The organism is Rahnella sp. 1L-D-7-B-C2, from assembly GCF_057290995.1.
The window spans coordinates 395,259-412,502 of sequence record NZ_JBXAVQ010000001.1; the positions used below are offsets into that span (position 1 = coordinate 395,259).

Sequence of the window (17,244 nt, forward strand, 5' to 3'; positions counted from 1 at the left end):
CAGCACAGAGCTGCACAGAACCTGACGCGACCTTCATACTTTCTCTCTAAACTCTACCACAGGCATCAGGAAATCCCAGATTGTTGCAAGGTTGTGAGTTCGTATGCGCACCTTTCAACCAAAACACAGAATTTTGTTCGCGCTGTCTACTGAGAAGACTTATCTGCCCCACTAAATGTAATCAATTTGTGCCTTATTTATTACGCAAATTGGCGCATATCACCGTAAACCCCGCCTGTGAGCACATTTTGGCCTCGACCCACCACGGACAATTATGATGTGATGAGGGTTCTTTGGCGGGATATTACGGTATACTTCACAGACTTTTGCTGTTTTATTCGGAACGTTTTTATTACGGAACGGTTGTTTGTGTTCAAACACTCAGTTTCTGACGAGGATGCTGTAAAGCGCTATGACTCCATACGCCTCCCCGATTTTGACTTCGCTGTTAGATACCGATGCCTACAAGCTTCATATGCAGCAAGCGGTTTTCCATCGTTATCACAGTATCAGCGTGGTAGCCGAGTTCCGTTGCCGCGGTGATGAATTGCTGGGCGAATACGCCGGTGAAATCCGTCAGCAAATCCAGTTGATGAGCGAACTGGCGCTGACCGACGATGAGTCCACCTACCTCTCCGGGCTGCCTTTCTTCACACAGGACTATCTTAGCTGGCTGAAAACGTTCCGCTACAATCCGGAACATGTCACGGTTTCTGACCGCGACGGGCATTTGCATGTGCGCATCGAAGGGCCGTGGCGTGAAGTCATCATGTGGGAAGTGCCGCTGCTGGCGGTTATCAGCGAAGTGGTACATCGCCATCGTTCACCGCTAATCACTGCGCAGATGGCGGTCGAACAGCTGCGTAAAAATCTGGTCAGTTTTAATGAGCAGGCCTCTGATATCGATCTTTCCGCTTTCCGGCTGATGGATTTTGGCACGCGACGCCGTTTCTCCGGCGAGGTGCAGGAAGCGATTGTCAGCACGCTGAAAAGTGAATTCCCTTATCTGGTCGGCACCAGCAACTACGATGTTGCCCATAAGTTGCAACTGGCACCGGTCGGAACGCAGGCTCATGAATGGTTTCAGGCGCATCAGCAAATCAGCCCGGTGCTGGCCAACAGTCAGCGCGCGGCGCTACAGGCATGGCTGGATGAATATCCTGATCAGCTCGGTATCGCCCTCACCGATTGCATAACCATGGATGCTTTCCTGCGTGATTTCGGACCGAAATTCGCTAACGCGTATCAGGGCCTGCGCCATGATTCGGGGGATCCGTTCGAGTGGGGTGAAAAAGCCATCGCGCATTATCACGCACTGGATATTGATCCGATGACCAAAACGCTGGTGTTCTCCGATAATCTCGACCTGGATAAGGCGCTGCATTTATATCGCCATTTCTACAAACGGGTGAATTTGGTATTCGGCATCGGTACGCGCCTGACCTGTAATATTCCCGGCGTGAAACCGTTGAATATTGTCATCAAGCTGGTTCAGTGTAATGGTAAGCCGGTGGCGAAACTTTCCGACAGTCCGGGGAAAACCATCTGTCAGGATAAAGCGTTTGTGAAAGCGCTGCGCAAAGCATTTGATCTGCCGCTGGTCAAAAAAGCCTCATGATCCACCGCAAAGTGCCGGAAAATCACCCCCGGCGCTTTGCTGATTTTTTACCCCGCGTATTTTCCTCCTTTATATAGATGATATTCAATTTGCTCGGCTTTCATTCATTCGCTCAATAATTTTCGTGTATCCCCGCCCCTGCCTGACAATTCTTACACCACGACGTTGATTTCTGCTTGTGTCCTGAGAAAGGCTAAGTAACATAGCAAAATCCCTTTTTACAGGGTGTCCATTATTTCTTAGTCAACATCTGTATATAAAGAAAGAGAGAAATCTATGAGCGTTGTGCCTGTAGTCGACGTACTGCAAGGCCGTGCTGCGGTTGACAGTGAAGTCACCGTACGCGGTTGGGTGCGTACCCGGAGAGATTCTAAAGCTGGTATCTCATTCCTCGCCGTTTATGACGGCTCCTGCTTTAATCCATTACAGGCCGTCGTCAATAATTCTCTGCCCAATTACCAGGATGAGGTTCTGCACCTGACGACCGGCTGTTCTGTTGAAGTGACCGGTACCGTTGTCGCCTCCCCTGGCGAAGGCCAGAGCTTTGAGCTACAGGCCACTGCGATTAAAGTCGTCGGCTGGGTGGATGATCCTGATACATATCCGATGGCGGCTAAACGTCACAGCATCGAATATCTGCGTGAAGTGGCGCACCTGCGTCCACGTACTAACCTGATTGGCGCGGTAGCTCGCGTACGTAACACCCTGTCTCAGGCAATTCACCGTTTCTATCATGAAAACGGCTACTTCTGGGTGTCAACGCCGCTGATTACAGCCTCCGATACCGAAGGTGCTGGCGAGATGTTCCGCGTGTCCACGCTGGATCTGCAAAACCTGCCTCGGACAGACAAAGGCGACATCGATTTCAGCGAAGACTTCTTCGGTAAAGAATCCTTCCTGACCGTTTCTGGTCAGCTGAACGGTGAAGCTTACGCCTGTGCATTGTCCAAGGTGTACACCTTCGGCCCGACTTTCCGTGCAGAAAATTCCAACACCAGCCGTCACCTCGCTGAGTTCTGGATGGTGGAACCGGAAGTGGCCTTTGCCACACTGGACGATATCGCCGCATTGGCTGAAAACATGCTGAAATATGTTTTCCAGGCCGTTTTGAACGAACGTTCTGACGATATGGCTTTCTTTGCTGAACGCGTAGACAAAGATGCGATTGCCCGCCTTGAGCGTTTTGTAACCTCTGATTTCGCGCAGGTGGATTACACTGAAGCAGTAGAAATTCTAATGAATTGTGGCCAGAAGTTTGAGAACGCCGTTTCATGGGGTGTGGATCTTTCTTCAGAGCATGAGCGTTATCTTGCAGAGCAACATTTCAAAGCGCCGGTGGTAGTGAAAAACTATCCGAAGGATATCAAATCCTTCTACATGCGTTTGAACGATGATGGCAAAACCGTAGCGGCGATGGACGTATTAGCGCCGGGCATCGGTGAAATTATTGGCGGTTCACAGCGTGAAGAACGTCTGGATGTATTGGACGCGCGAATGGTCGAAATGGGACTCAAAACTGAAGATTATTGGTGGTATCGCGATCTTCGTCGTTACGGCACAGTGCCACACTCAGGCTTCGGTCTGGGCTTTGAACGTTTAGTAGCCTATGTCACCGGCGTACAGAACATTCGCGACGTGATTCCGTTCCCTCGCACACCACGTAATGCAACCTTCTAATTAATTAAACTATTTTTAATTAACAGAATGCTCACAAAACTAAGGCCAGCAATGCTGGCCTTAGTCATTTTTAAAAATAGATCCCCGTCACAAAGCTCCCTAAAATACACATTTTGTAATACATTCTTTCCCGCTGAAACATATTTAGTAATTTAGTAGCATTTTCGCTGTAGATTAAGCGAACCTCGGATGGAATAGTGCGTTCAGACACAGGAGACACCAAACTTTCATGAATAGTTCCCCAAAGAATTATTGACGGCAGTGGCAGGTGTCCGAATAAAACCAATGAGGGTAATAATAATGATGAAGCGCAACATTCTTGCAGTAGTAATCCCAGCTCTGTTAGTTGCTGGTGCAGCTAATGCAGCAGAGATCTATAACAAAGACGGCAACAAACTGGATTTGTACGGTAAAGTTGACGCACGCCATAACTTCTCTGATAACGCTGGTGATGATGGCGACCAGACCTATGTTCGTTTCGGCTTCAAAGGCGAAACTCAAATTACTGACCAACTGACCGGTTACGGCCAGTGGGAATACAACGTTCAGGCTAACCATGCAGAAAGCGCTGGTGACGAAGGCAACAAAACTCGTCTGGGCTTCGCAGGTCTGAAATTCGGTGATGCAGGTTCATTCGACTACGGTCGTAACTACGGCGTAATCTACGACGTAATGTCCTACACCGACCAATTGCCAATCTTTGGCGATGACACCATGTACCAGAACAACGACAACTTCATGGTTGGTCGTGGTAATGGCATGGCAACTTACCGTAACAGCAACTTCTTCGGTCTGGTTGACGGCCTGAGCTTCGCTGTACAGTACCAGGGTAAAAACGACGAAGGTCGTGACGGCCGTGGCGCAGTTGACTCCAACGGCGACGGCTGGGGTACTTCTGCTGCATACGCACTGGGCAACTCTGGTGTTAGCCTGACAGGTGCTTACTTCTCTTCTAACCGTACCGTGACTCAAAAAGCTGACGGCAACGGCGACAAAGCTGACGCATACGCATTCGGCGCGAAATACGACGCTAACAACCTGTACCTGGCAACCTTCTACGGCGAATCACGTAACACTACTGATTACGGCAACCCAAATGCGATTGCTAACAAAACTCAGAACTTCGAAGTGGTTGCACAGTACCAGTTCGACTTCGGTCTGCGCCCATCTATCGCTTACCTGCAATCTAAAGGCAAGCAGCTGAACGGCTTCACCGACAACGGCTCTACTTACACCGGCGGCGATGCTGACCTGGTTAAATACGTAGAAGTTGGTACTTACTACTACTTCAACAAAAACATGTCTACCTACGTTGACTACAAAATCAACCTGCTGGACGACAACAGCTACACCAAAGCCGCCGGTCGCAGCACCGACGACACTGTTGGTGTTGGCTTGCAATACCAGTTCTAATATCGCTTAACGATGCGCTTACGGGCGCATCAAAGTGGATATCAAGGCAGGGCTTCGGCTCTGCCTTTTGCATTTCTGAAATGCTAAAAACAAGCTTTTCCCGCCGCTTTTCATAAAATATTTTAATCTCGGATTCGCCCTCACAACTCTGCTTACTTTTTCCCGCAAACGGTTGGCAAAAACCGCGCTCTGGCGTTACCCTTAAGGCCTCTTTCGTATTATCAGGCTAATGGAAGTTTCCAACATGTTTGAAAAAATCACTGCAGCACCTGCCGACCCGATTCTGGGTCTTTCCGATCTTTTCCGCGCTGACGACCGCTCTGATAAAATCAATCTTGGGATTGGTGTTTATAAAGATGAAACAGGTAAAACGCCGGTTCTGGCCAGCGTGAAGAAAGCCGAACAATTCCTGTTGGAAAATGAAACGACCAAAACCTATCTGAGCATCGATGGATTGCCTGATTTTGCGCACTGTACACAAGAATTGCTGTTCGGCAAAGACAGCGCAGTGATCGCTGAGAAACGTGCACGCACCGCGCAAACGCCCGGCGGCACTGGCGCATTGCGTATCGCAGCGGATTTTATCGCCACCCAAACCGGTGCTAAACGCGTATGGGTCAGCAACCCAAGCTGGCCGAACCATAAAAGCGTATTTAATGCTGCCGGTCTGGAAGTGGCTGAATACAACTATTATGACGCGCAGAATCACTCCCTTGATTTCGACGGTATGCTTAAAAGCCTGAGCGAAGCGCAAGCGGGTGACGTAGTGCTGTTCCACGGTTGCTGCCATAACCCAACCGGTATCGATCCTACACAGGAACAATGGTCACAGCTGGCAGAATTATCTGTCTCGAAAGGCTGGTTGCCGCTGTTTGACTTCGCCTATCAGGGCTTTGCGAAAGGTCTGGAAGAAGACGCGGGTGGCCTGCGTCTGTTCGTGGCAAAACACAAAGAACTGCTGGTTGCCAGCTCCTACTCGAAAAACTTCGGTTTGTATAACGAACGTGTGGGTGCCTGTACGATCGTTGCATCTGATGCCGAAACCGCCGATCGTGCGTTCAGCCAGGTGAAATCCGTTATCCGTGCAAACTACTCTAACCCACCGGCACACGGCGCAGCCGTCGTCGCTACCATACTGGGTAACCCATCACTGCGAGCGCAGTGGGAACAGGAACTGAGCGACATGCGTCAGCGTATTCACCGCATGCGTCAGTTGTTCGTCACCACCTTGCAGGAAAAAGGCGCTAAACAGGACTTCAGCTTTATTATCAACCAGAACGGTATGTTCTCATTTAGCGGCCTGACCAAAGATCAGGTTCTGCGTCTGCGTGATGAATTCGGTGTTTATGCGGTGAACTCCGGACGCATTAACGTAGCCGGTATTACGCTGGATAACATGGCACCGCTGTGTGAAGCCATCGTCGCTGTGCTGTAAAAGATAAGCAACGCTGCTCCATTAAAAAAGCCCGTCAGGAAACTGACGGGCTTTTTGCTGTTTCTGAGACGGGAATTAAATCACCAGACCGGTAATTCATCCTGCAAGAAAGGATTCGTTTTACGTTCATAACCAAAATCTGACATCGGCCCGTGACCTGGGATAAACACGATGTCATCGCCCAGTGGCAACAATTTGGTTTTGATCGAATGGATCAACGCCTGGTGATCTCCGCGCGGGAAATCACTACGGCCAACGCCACCTTTAAATATGACGTCGCCGGAAACGGCTAAACGCGCTTTATCATTGATGAAAACGATATGTCCCGGCGTGTGTCCGGGACAATGCAGCACGGAAAGTTCTTCTTCGCCCACACTGACGTGATCGCCCTCTTCCAGCCAGGTATCGGGCGTCAGCGGGTCACAATGATCTAACCCGAACATTTGGCTTTGGGTTGGCAGCGCATCCAACAGGAATTGATCTTCTTTATGAGGACCAATCACAGGCACCTGATAATGTGCAGCCAGTTCCGCGGCAGCACCAACGTGATCAAGATGACCATGTGTCAGCAGAATTTGCGTGACCAGTACGCCCTGAGCGGAGACTTCGCGGATGATTTTGGCTGCTTCGCCGCCCGGATCGACAAGCGCGGCCTGATTGGTTTTAGTACACCAAATCAGTGAGCAATTTTGGCTGAACGCCGTGACGGTAATGAGATGGGTTTTCATAAGGCTCCACAAAATGGCCTGTCCATTTGGGCAGGCCACTAATGACACACATCACCAGGTCCTTGCAGGGCCGGTATCGATGTGCACAAAGTTACTTCGTGGATAATATCCTACACCACCCATCCGCATTTTTAATGCTGCTTTGCGGATATTGCTCAGTTCGATGCCCTGAATGTGGAAATCCATCGCCTGACCCAGCGTATGGTAGCTATGCTTAGCCACACCACTTCCTGGTTCACGCATGCTGTTATTCGTCGCCAGCGAGCGGTAGCCAGAAATCAGCTGCACGGGTTTATTCGTTCCCCCGAGCATGACCTGTAAGCGATAGAGATGATCGAACAAAGCAGGATCAATGGATTTCACCTTCTCAGCCCGGTAGTCCCTGAACAAATGATTTAACCGGGCCAATTCATCCTTGTTGTAACGCTTTCCATCAAAAAACTCAGTTTTGAGGGTTTCGCCAGTATTAAGATTGTTAACGACCAGAATACGTGGACGAGGAGTGGAAAGAGTGGCGAAAGCACGACTCGGAAGCAATGCAATCCCCATAGCGGCACTGCCTAATGCCAGCCATTTACGGCGATGTTTGTCGATTTCATTCATGAACAGTTTACTATCCGGTAAGAGAGTCAAAAAGGTGCAATGCAAGCACCGCTTCGAACCTTAACGTCCTAAATTGGACGAGTCAAGGGACCCAAATAAGCAAAACGAGCGTGCCAGTAGCTCACGCTCGTTCAATGGCCAAATACTCTGACCTTTATCAGACTAGTTTTACTGCATTTATTGCAGTAATTTTTCTGCCTGAGGCAAGATTTGCGCGCCGGATCTCACGGTAGAATCATAATTGTAAATATCTGTACGGAATTGCGGCTTACCATCTTCCGCTACCCACGCCGTCAGATAGAACAGTTTTACCGGTATGCGATGACGTATTGACACGTAAGTTGTATTGCCACCCTGCAATGCAGAGGAAATACGCGTGTCATTCCAGCCTGCGTCCTGCAACAACATATTGGCCAGTTCGGAGGCTTTATTCACCCGAACACAACCGGAACTGAGCGCACGAATATCTTTACTGAAAAGATTATGATTCGGCGTGTCATGCAGGTAGATAGCATCAGAACTTGGCATGTTGAATTTGTATCGACCAAGGGAATTGCTCGCGCCCGGCGCCTGACGAATGCGATAAGGAAAATGGCTCGGTGACACCATGGCCCAGTCAATCATTGTCGGGTCGATCACTTCGGCATCGTTACTCCAGCCGGATAACACCTGATAACCGTGCTGCTGGAAATACGTCGGATTATTGCGGGCTTTCGGCACGATATCTTCACGCACTAACGTCGTCGGCACGTTCCACGGCGGGTTCACCACCACATTATTTAATGCGCTGCTCATCAGTGGCGTTTTACGGCTTGGACGGCCAACAATTACCCGCGATGACAACACTTCATTACCGTTAAGATAATACGTCAGCTGGTAGTTCGGAATGTTCACCATGATACCGGTGTTCACATTGCCCGGCAGAATACGCAACCGTTGAATGTTCAGCGCCAGCAAGGTAGCACGCAGCTGCGGTGATGAATTTAGCCACTGGCGCGTACGGGCACCGATAATGCCATCCGCTTCAAGCCCCTGCCATTTCTGGAAACGCTTAACGGCTTCGACCAGATCCGGCGTGTACTGATTGTTGGATACCACAACAGGTGCCGCCGGAGCCGGGCTTTCTGCTGACTGGACCGTTGGCAGCACGTCTTGCACAGAAGTCGCCGATGGGCTCACCGCTGGCGTAGCTGCCTGCGCTTTGTCAGCGCTTTCATCAACCGAAAGATCGTCATTTGCCGCGCTGCCTGGGACGTTTGGTGCGATGGTTTCATCCGTCGGCTTCGGCGCTTTGGCTTCCTCTGGCGGCGCGACCATCATGCCGGTGCGGTTGAGAATTTCACGCAGTGCAGGAATGTCGTCACTTATCTGATCCGGACGCAGGCTGGTCGCGCCGGTTATTACCGGCCACGGGCGATTATCCGCCAGCATGGTCTTCAGCGCATCGTGCATTTTTGCATAATAAGGATGTTGCGGTGTCAGCGTCGACAAATACTGCGCCGTCGTGCCCTGACGCACAGCCAGCTGCCACTGATTAATGACTGTCAGCGGTGGTGTCGTCATTTTGTAAGGCACATTGCTGTAAAGCCAGGTATCTCCTTTGGCCTCTACGCTGCTGGTGAATTGCAAATAGCCTAGCATCGCATCAGACAGCACGACGTCGCGTGCCATGCCAGTGACTTCGGGATCGGTCAGCCATCTTACCCATTGTGTAAACTGCGGCTGAATACCGGAAATAGCCAGTTCTGCGAGCTGCTGCTGAAATATCTGGACGGTTTCCCGGTCCTTCCACATAGGCTGCATATGGTTCGATGCATAGAGTGATGAGAGGGAAGACAAATACAGCGGACGAATGCCACGCGGTAATAGTTCAGCTTGTAGCTGGCTCATGCTCTGTACACTGGAGAGCGTGGCGGTGCGCACCGGCATGTTCGGTACTGTAGCCCAGGCAGTAAACCACGGCGACAGGCCGCTTGCCAGCAGGCAGCTGGCCACCAAAAACTTGAGAGACCTTTGATTCATCAACATCTTCCCTTGCCTCCCGGTAAATTGCTCAATTTCATCCCCGAAATATTCCAGCGACTCTGTAATTAAGTATATAAAGAAAATTCATTTTTTGCGTAGAAACTCAAGTAAATAGAGCCCTCGTCTAACCTAAAGACTCTAAGCCAGCAACCAGCCGAAATAAAGCTTTCATTAAAGGTTTCCGTACTGTTTTTAGCCAGTCGATTACATTTCAACCGGTGCATCAGATATGTCTCGGCAGATATAAGTACCCAACGAGAATTCATAGTAAAACATAATCTAAGTGAATGAAAAAACGTAAAAAAGCCCCGGCATTTTAGCCAAGGCTTTTGAAGTTCAGGAGAAAATGTTGTCTGAAAAAAAATCAGGAAATATCAGCTTCCGTATTTGCCAGCACCGGTAATTCAGGTGGCGCAAAACCACGCAGCCCCACAACGTGTACATGTTCATTGTTACCAAACATCTTACGTACCAGTTTGTAGGTCGTGCCTTTTTCCGGGCTAATGTTTTCAGGTGCAGCGATGATCAGCTGCATTTCCAGGCGGTCACATAGCTCGAACAGCGTAGCGATTGATTTAGCATCCAGACGCGCCGCTTCATCCAGGAACAGCAGGCGACACGGTGAAATGTCTTTACCGCGCATACGGCTCGATTCGTCTTCCCAGCTTTGAACCACCATAACCAGAATCGACATACCGGTACCGATAGCCTCACCCGTCGACAGTGCACCACTCTCTGCACGTAGCCAGCCGTCGGAACCCCGGTTAACTTCCACTTCCATCTCAAGATAGTTGCGGTAGTCCAGCAGCTCTTCACCAATGGTTTGCGGCGTGCGCTGACCCATATCGATTTGTGGATTAAGGCGCTGATACAACTTCGCCAGCGCTTCGGAGAAGGTCAGACGATTGCTGCTGAACAGATCCTGGTGCTGTTCCTGCTGTTCGGAAAGCACATCCAGCAAACCAGCATGGGCTTCGCGCACATTAACGTTCAGACGAACGCTTTTCACCTGACCGAATGCCACGGCCTGCAGGCCCTGGTTCAGCTGGCGAATACGGTTCTGCTCGCGCTGAATTGTTTTTCGGATGATGTTCGCCACGCTTTTAGAACTTATCGCCAGTTGTTGCTCGCGGGCGGTCAGTTCTTCCGTCAGGCGACCCAGTTCAATTTCCATCTGTTCGATGGCTTCCACCGGGTCATCGGTGCGGATAATATCCTGACGGATACGCTCGCGCAGATGCTGATACACGGCGATATAAAACTGAATTTTGCGTTCCGGACGTTTCGGATCTTCAGACAAACGCAGTACGTCGCGCAGATGCTCGTTATCCGATACCGCCAGACGCAGCGCACCCAGTGATTTATCCGACATAGAACGCAGTTCGTCGCCATCCATGTACGCCAGTTCACGACGGTGAAGACGACGCTCAACGCCGTTGTCTTTCACCAGGCGCATCACCGCACACCAGCCAGCTTTCGATGTCACCACCTGCTCGCGGCTCTGATGGTAATCGCGTTCAAGCTTACGGAGTTTCTTCTGCAAATTGTCCATTTCGGCTTCGCAGAAGGTGATCTGTTTTTCAAGTTGATTGCAGCGGGCACGGTTTGTGCTGAGTGCGACATGAAGTTCATCGCGACGGGTTTTGGCGCGCGCTTCGGCATTCGGATCGGCCTGAACGCCGATATCCTGCAACTCTTGACTCAGCTCTTTAAGCATGTCGCGCTTGGCATCGAACGAACTCTTCAGCGAAGCCAGAACCTGACTGTATTGCGTGAATTGTGCCTGATGCTGACGCATTTGCTCACGCGCGCGGGTACGTTCCGCTTCCGCATGTTCAAGACGCTGGCGCAGTTTGTCGTTGAGGTCAGCGTTTTCATTTAACATGCCGGCAGAGTCGGTGTAGCTGAAATGCGTGCGGCGCTGAACCACCTCGGTCAGTGCAAAGGCCTGTTGTTTCGCCAGACGCTGCGCGTGCTGTGCCTGCGCGTAATCTTCCTTCAGCTGTTCGTGCTGTTCCGGATCGCTTTGCAAGACCGATACCAGCGGTTCCAGCTTGTTCAGAGAAATGCCGTGCTGCTGAATGAAACGGGCAGCGTCCTGCGCTTCTTCAATTTCATCGCGGATTTCTTCCACACGGTCAATCAGCGTTTCATCGCACAGCAGTCTAACGCGCGGCTGCAATTTGTTGAGCATGCCGACAGCCTCTTTCGCCTGCTCGTACTGCTGACGCTGCTGTTGATTCTGGCCTTCATGTGCGTTCAGTGCACGTTCCAGCTCACCGCGGCGGCCGCTCAAAGTACGAATATCCGCTTCCGGATCGGCATCAAAGGCAACGGCCAGATGGCTGCCGATAAAGCGGCTGAACGCCTGATGCGCACGCTGAATTTTCTGCACGTCAAACGACAGCGTGGCATAGCGCTCGGACAGACTTTCGCGCTCTTTATGCAACGTTTCCAGACGGCTCTCACGCGCCGCACGGCCAAACAATGGCACCTGCGGGAAATGAGAATAGCGCCACTGGCGATCGCCTGTTTTTACCAGTACCGCGCCCTGCATTTCATCGACTTCGAAAACGTTATCATCGAAGGATTGCGGATCCCCTTCGATCAAATACAAGTCTTCCGGACAATCGTCCAGACCGTCTAACTGATCGCGGATCAGCGATAAATCAGGTACCACAATCGCGTGGCGCGACGGACCGTAGAGCGCTGAGAAGTAAGGCGCGTCGTCAATGGTTACGTCATCATAAATCTCAGACAGCAACACGCCACCAAAACGCTCTGCCAGCGCGATCATGCGGGAATCTTCTGCACCACTCGGCTGGCTGAGGCGGGTAATCTGGCCTTCAATGCGACGTTTACGCGCAGCCACTTCGTCACGTTCAACGGTGGTGTCGCGTTCGCTTTCCAGCAACTGCTGCATGTACTCAGTCACCTGCTGGCTGTTTTCCAGCGGCTCTTTGCTCTGCTCGCTTAACTGGCTCAGGGCTTCCTGAGCTGCCAGCCAGACCGGCGCGCGGGCAGTCAGTTCGCGGATACGCGCCTGAGCCTGCTCTAATTCCTGACGCATTTCCATGCGACGCTCGCTGGCCTGCGATACCACGATCTGCAATTCTTCGATCTGCACTTCCAGCTCGCGCTGCATTTCGTCCAGATCTTCCGGCTGGACGTCCTGTCCGGTACGTTTGCAAAATTCCTGCAACTGACGCTCAGCGTCCTGTTGCTCACGCAGACGACCTTCCAGTTCGGACAGTCGCATCCGCAGCGGTTCAACACGTTCTGCCTGATGCACCTGCGATGGCCATTCGCGCAGTAACTCACGCGCGGTTTTCCAGGCATCGCTGCGGCTGACTTCACCGGCGATTTTCACCACCAGCTGATAAGCCGTTTCGAACTGGCTGTGCGCGGCTGACGCCACACTCATTTTTTGCTCGAGCATCAACAGGATATCTGTCGCTTCCTGTTCCTTGCTCTGGAAGGTTTCCAGCCACTCTTCGCTGTTCTGCGTGGTCAGATCGGGGATCTGGCACAGCTCACGGGCGCGTTCGATTGCCTGTAACGCCTGCTGATACTGAATCGCACGGGTTTGTTGAACATCCAGCGCCTGCTGGTAATCCGCTAGCTGGCTTTTCAGTTCATCCACTTCCAGCTCGGCCGCTTCTGCACGAGCCTCGTGCTCGGCGTGCAGCTCACTGGCTTCTGCAACCACTTCGTTCTGCTCTTCAAGGCGATAGGTCAGCTCTTCGAGGTCGCTTTCGTAACGCTCGATTTTTTCCTGCTGACGCATGGCAGTCTGCACCAGGCTCAGGTGGTCGCTGGCGGCCTGATAATCAGTTTCCAGATCGCTTTGTGAACCGCTTTGCTCAGCCAGTTCACGCGCCATTTCAACGTGGCGATATTGTTCACTGGACAGCTGTTTACGGCTCGACAGCAATTCGTTACGTAATACCAACGCGACATCTAAATGTTTACGGCGTTCGTTGGCATGACGCATATAGTCGGCAGCCACGTAGGAAGTAGCTTCAGAAATCAGATGCTTGAACAAATCACGGTCGGATTGCGTAACGCGGATCGCTTCAAGCGTCATGCGGTTTTCACGCAACGCAGCTTCCATATCCTGGAAGGCTTTACGTACGCCACTGTTTTCCGGCAACAGATAGTCGCGCAGAGAACGGGTGATGGCGCTGGAAATCCCGCCGTACAGCGAGGCTTCAATCAGACGATAAAACTTGCTGCGGTCGGACGCCGAACGTAAGCGACGCGGGATCACGCCCAGATCGAACATCAGCGCGTGGTAGTCCGTGATGGAGTTGAACTGCTTAAACTGCACACCTTCCATCGCTTCGACGCGGTCTTTCAATTCCTGCAAAGACAGTACGCGCGCCTGACGCTCCCCGACGGTTTCGGTCAGCATTTCGGTCGGATTCACCGCGACCGGCAGGCCCTGAATCGTAAAAGGTTTAATGTCTACTTTGCGATCGCGCCCGGCGATTTGTTGCAGGCGAACCCCGACCACAACGCGCTGATGGCGTGAGTTCACGACGTCCAGCACCGAGTAACAGACGCCCGCACGCAATTTACCGTGCAGACCTTTATCGCGCGAACCGGAGGTCGCACCCGCTTCGGTGGTATTACGGAAATGCAGCAGCGTAAGATCGGGGATCAATGCCGTAACGAAGGCCGCCATGGTGGTGGACTTACCCGCACCGTTACCGCCCGAAAGCGTGGTGACCAGTGAATCGAGGTCAAATGTGCGGGCGAAAAAGCCGTTCCAGTTAACCAGCGTCAATGAGCGAAATTTACCGCGTTCAATCATTCCTGTTCATCCTCTGAGCTCTCGCGTACTTGCTGTCCGGCCAGCGCTTCACCTTCTTCGGGTTCGTCATTTAATGACAACGCACTGTCGACGGGCATTGCTTCGCCGTCACGGATCATCCGCAACTGGGCTTCACGAGCATCATCTCCGCTGCGGACATCGGCGCCGAAACGGAATACCGCTTCAGTGATACGGAATTTGGTACTGTCGACCCCCATGAAAAATACCATGCCCAGACGGCGCAGACGGTTCAGGGAAGTCCTGACTTTATCCTGCAACTTCTGACGGTCTAAATCCGAGCCGGTTGAGCGCTGATTAACGTATTTCAGCAACTTGTTTTCATCGGCCAGGCTCAGCAACTCGTCATAAAGCTCCTGCTGAGTGAAAATACCTTCATGCGCCAGACGCTCGGGGCTGAGATACAAATAACAGAGAATTTTCCCGACCATCATGTCCAGCTCAGATAAGACTGAACGCGGAATAAGCGTGGTGGAACGCGGACGCAAATAGAAGAAACCTTCCGGCGCGCGGATCAATTCCACGTGATAGCGGCTGTAAAAGAGTTCCATTTCTTCCTGGTAGTCCATCAGGAAGGCATGGTTATCCAGTTCATCAATGCCGATGTGGCGGCCAGAACGTAACTGGCTGTCGAGAGCAGGAAACACTGAGTTCGCCAGTGCCTGCGCCAGCTTAGCTGGCATTATGTGTTCAATATTTGTCGATGACATGGGCCTGCACCTTGGCTCCGTAATCATTGATTGCCTGCCATTCGGCGTGCAACCCTGAAAAATCTGCTTCAGCCACACCAAGGCGTACAGCCTGGTCGACCACAATTCGCGCGACATCAAAGTGTCGGGCACGCGGATACTGTATGAGATATTCGCGCATCACCATGCCCAGATTGAGCGGCGTTTTCTGTTGTTGGTAAACTTGTAATGCCTGTTCAATCAATGCCGCAAGTTGTTCGCGGATTTCGTTAAATTCTTCAAATTCGAGATCAGGCGGAAGTTCGCCGGTCACTTCTTCGCTGCGCAGCGCCAGTTCTTCGTCACGCATATCCAGCAGACGGTCCGCATTGGCAAAAGTCAGCGTCCATGGCTGATCGAAATAATTCTGCACCGACTGACGCAGCCGCTGAGCAAATACGCGATTTTTATCCATGTCGATCGCAGTACGGATAAATTTATGCACGTGACGGTCATAGCCGATCCAAAGGTCAATCGCCTGCTGGCCCCAGCTGGTGATACGGTCAAGTTTGTTCTGCAAATCGAAGACCAGCTTGTCGACAAAACTCAGATCCATGTCGATCATCGTAGCGTCCTGAATGCGCATCAGATGTGCCTGCAACAGATCACCCGCTGCTTCCAGCGTATCCTGCAACTCACGCAGCGTACCGGAGGTTTCTGACAGAAGAAGTTCACAACTGGAGATGGCCGCACGCCAGTCTTTGTTGAGCAGGCCGGCGATGTCGTCTTTCACGCCCTGCTGCTGTTCATCCATGATGCGCTGTGTCATATCAATGCTGTCGAAGATTTCAGCGACCGAGTATTTGAGCGGTGCGTAGACATTACGATGCCAGTGGAAATCATCGCCGCCTTCGTCAGCGGCATCGGCCGCACGCTTGAGTTCCTGCGCAACAATAGATAGCTGCATAGAGAGACGCAGCGTAGAAAATTCTCGCTGACGGATATAATAATCTGAAATGCCGATCGCCAAAGGAGTCAGGCGATAAATGGCATTGCCGTCCGCCAGCTCACTGACAAAACGGTTGAGCAAACGCTGACGCACCATATCATTGATGGCGTTATTGGCACGCACGGTGACGGTCTCGTTGGTCTGCTCAAAACCTTTGCTGACGTGACGAAATGCATCGACCAGTTCACCCTCACTCATTTCCCCATCAAGGCGCTCGCTGTTTAATGTGGCAATCGCCAGAAGAAAAGCCAGCCGCTCCGTTGGCAGCGAAATTGAGAAATCATTTTTCCGTGCCCAGGCGACCAGTTCGGGTACAGTCTGGGAAAATTCACTCATAATTCGTCCTTCAGAATGGGTTTATGCGCCATCACGTGGATGTAACGTCCCAAACTAACAAAAGGTTCCTGGCGGCAATAACGCTGTTCCAGCGCCAGAAGCTCGTCAAAATCCTGTTTATGTTGTTGTCTGTTTCGCAAATAATCGTGGAACACTCTAACACCGGTCTTACCGCTTATCTGCATCCCGAGCTGCTCAAGCCACTGATAGACCTGCGCAGGTTCAAGCGGATGATCGGGTAACAATGAACTCTTTTTAATTTTTGGCACGCCGGCTTCAACATGACCGAAGTTGCCGAGGATCATATGCCGCATGACCAGACCGTGGATATTGTAAAACATCAGGGATAATGCGCCACCCGGTGCAAGACAATCGACCAGCGCAGCCAGCGCCTCCTGCGGTTCGGCCAACCACTCGATGACAGCATGGAACAATATCAGATCAACCGGCTGTTCCAAATGTTCTGCAATGTGCTGAGCGGGGCATTGTACAAATTGCATGTTACCGCTCACACCTTTTTCAATCGCCGCTGCCTGGGCGCGACGGATCATCTCACCTGAAAGATCGCACAACAAGACCTGATGTCCTAAAGCGGCCAGTTCACAGGCCATTTGTCCCTCGCCGCCACCCGCATCTAAAATGCGCAGCGGCCGCTGAGGCATACTTTTCATCAACTCCTGCAGATCCTGACCCAGCACAGCCTGACGGATACGTCCCTTCGTTGTGCCGTAGATATTGCGCGAAAATTTTTCGGCCATATCGTCAAAATTACGATCCTGCATGAAGTGTTACCTGTTCGCGGTTGAGCATTTTGCTGGAAACATACCTGCTGAATAATTCATAGTACAGCTATGTGGCTGCTATTTTGGCACAGGCGGACGTAGAATAAATCATCCTG

At 51.5% G+C, this 17,244-nt stretch carries 11 protein-coding genes; 4 read left to right on the plus strand and 7 right to left on the minus strand.

Annotated features, from left to right (window positions below; all coding sequences use genetic code 11):
• The first annotated feature begins 412 nt into the window (after window positions 1–412).
• From pncB to AC0Z7K_RS01800, 4 genes are all read left to right on the plus strand, one after another.
• Window positions 413–1,618, plus strand: a complete 1,206-nt coding sequence (gene pncB, locus AC0Z7K_RS01785) for a nicotinate phosphoribosyltransferase (RefSeq protein WP_485612507.1) — start codon at window positions 413–415, stop codon at window positions 1,616–1,618.
• Between the two features lie 276 nt (window positions 1,619–1,894).
• Window positions 1,895–3,295, plus strand: a complete 1,401-nt coding sequence (gene asnS, locus AC0Z7K_RS01790; protein ID WP_485612509.1) for an asparagine--tRNA ligase — start codon at window positions 1,895–1,897, stop codon at window positions 3,293–3,295.
• Window positions 3,296–3,595: 300 nt separating this feature from the next.
• A complete protein-coding gene (gene ompC / locus AC0Z7K_RS01795; protein WP_413528447.1) occupies window positions 3,596–4,708 on the plus strand; it encodes a porin OmpC in 1,113 nt (370 codons plus the stop codon).
• Between the two features lie 244 nt (window positions 4,709–4,952).
• A complete protein-coding gene (locus AC0Z7K_RS01800; RefSeq protein ID WP_485612511.1) occupies window positions 4,953–6,143 on the plus strand; it encodes an amino acid aminotransferase in 1,191 nt (396 codons plus the stop codon).
• Between the two features lie 80 nt (window positions 6,144–6,223).
• Here the strand turns inward: AC0Z7K_RS01800 and AC0Z7K_RS01805 are convergent, their stop codons facing one another.
• The 7 genes from AC0Z7K_RS01805 to cmoM all read right to left on the minus strand — a co-directional run bounded on the left by AC0Z7K_RS01805 (window position 6,224) and on the right by cmoM (window position 17,128).
• On the minus strand, window positions 6,224–6,871 hold the full coding sequence (locus AC0Z7K_RS01805) for an MBL fold metallo-hydrolase (RefSeq protein ID WP_485612513.1): 648 nt from the start codon (window positions 6,869–6,871) through the stop codon (window positions 6,224–6,226).
• A 51-nt stretch (window positions 6,872–6,922) separates the two neighbouring features.
• Window positions 6,923–7,474, minus strand: coding sequence for a peptidoglycan L,D-endopeptidase MepK (gene mepK, locus AC0Z7K_RS01810; protein WP_056769288.1), 552 nt, complete (start codon window positions 7,472–7,474; stop codon window positions 6,923–6,925).
• A gap of 177 nt (window positions 7,475–7,651) precedes the next feature.
• Window positions 7,652–9,502 (minus strand): L,D-transpeptidase, encoded by a 1,851-nt coding sequence (gene ldtD / locus AC0Z7K_RS01815; protein ID WP_485612516.1) that lies wholly within the window; start codon window positions 9,500–9,502, stop codon window positions 7,652–7,654.
• A gap of 361 nt (window positions 9,503–9,863) precedes the next feature.
• Window positions 9,864–14,315, minus strand: coding sequence for a chromosome partition protein MukB (gene mukB / locus AC0Z7K_RS01820; RefSeq protein WP_485612518.1), 4,452 nt, complete (start codon window positions 14,313–14,315; stop codon window positions 9,864–9,866).
• Window positions 14,312–15,043, minus strand: coding sequence for a chromosome partition protein MukE (gene mukE, locus AC0Z7K_RS01825; RefSeq protein WP_413528442.1), 732 nt, complete (start codon window positions 15,041–15,043; stop codon window positions 14,312–14,314). The genes mukB and mukE overlap by 4 nt, the downstream gene beginning before the upstream one ends.
• The gene (mukF, locus tag AC0Z7K_RS01830; RefSeq protein ID WP_213051035.1) at window positions 15,024–16,346 is read right to left on the minus strand and encodes a chromosome partition protein MukF; all 1,323 of its coding nucleotides are present in this window, start codon (window positions 16,344–16,346) and stop codon (window positions 15,024–15,026) included. The genes mukE and mukF overlap by 20 nt, the downstream gene beginning before the upstream one ends.
• A complete protein-coding gene (gene cmoM / locus AC0Z7K_RS01835; protein WP_485612520.1) occupies window positions 16,343–17,128 on the minus strand; it encodes a tRNA uridine 5-oxyacetic acid(34) methyltransferase CmoM in 786 nt (261 codons plus the stop codon). The genes mukF and cmoM overlap by 4 nt, the downstream gene beginning before the upstream one ends.
• Window positions 17,129–17,244 lie beyond the last annotated feature (116 nt).

Bases quoted from the DNA above. Each gene is read 5' to 3' on its own strand.
- AC0Z7K_RS01805 (WP_485612513.1), bottom strand. From the start codon at position 6,871: ATGAAAACCCATCTCATTACCGTCACGGCGTTCAGCCAAAATTGCTCA.
- mukB (WP_485612518.1), bottom strand. From the start codon at position 14,315: ATGATTGAACGCGGTAAATTTCGCTCATTGACGCTGGTTAACTGGAAC.
- ompC (WP_413528447.1), top strand. From the start codon at position 3,596: ATGATGAAGCGCAACATTCTTGCAGTAGTAATCCCAGCTCTGTTAGTT.
- ldtD (WP_485612516.1), bottom strand. From the start codon at position 9,502: ATGTTGATGAATCAAAGGTCTCTCAAGTTTTTGGTGGCCAGCTGCCTG.
- mukF (WP_213051035.1), bottom strand. From the start codon at position 16,346: ATGAGTGAATTTTCCCAGACTGTACCCGAACTGGTCGCCTGGGCACGG.
- pncB (WP_485612507.1), top strand. From the start codon at position 413: ATGACTCCATACGCCTCCCCGATTTTGACTTCGCTGTTAGATACCGAT.
- mukE (WP_413528442.1), bottom strand. From the start codon at position 15,043: ATGTCATCGACAAATATTGAACACATAATGCCAGCTAAGCTGGCGCAG.
- cmoM (WP_485612520.1), bottom strand. From the start codon at position 17,128: ATGCAGGATCGTAATTTTGACGATATGGCCGAAAAATTTTCGCGCAAT.
- AC0Z7K_RS01800 (WP_485612511.1), top strand. From the start codon at position 4,953: ATGTTTGAAAAAATCACTGCAGCACCTGCCGACCCGATTCTGGGTCTT.
- asnS (WP_485612509.1), top strand. From the start codon at position 1,895: ATGAGCGTTGTGCCTGTAGTCGACGTACTGCAAGGCCGTGCTGCGGTT.
- mepK (WP_056769288.1), bottom strand. From the start codon at position 7,474: ATGAATGAAATCGACAAACATCGCCGTAAATGGCTGGCATTAGGCAGT.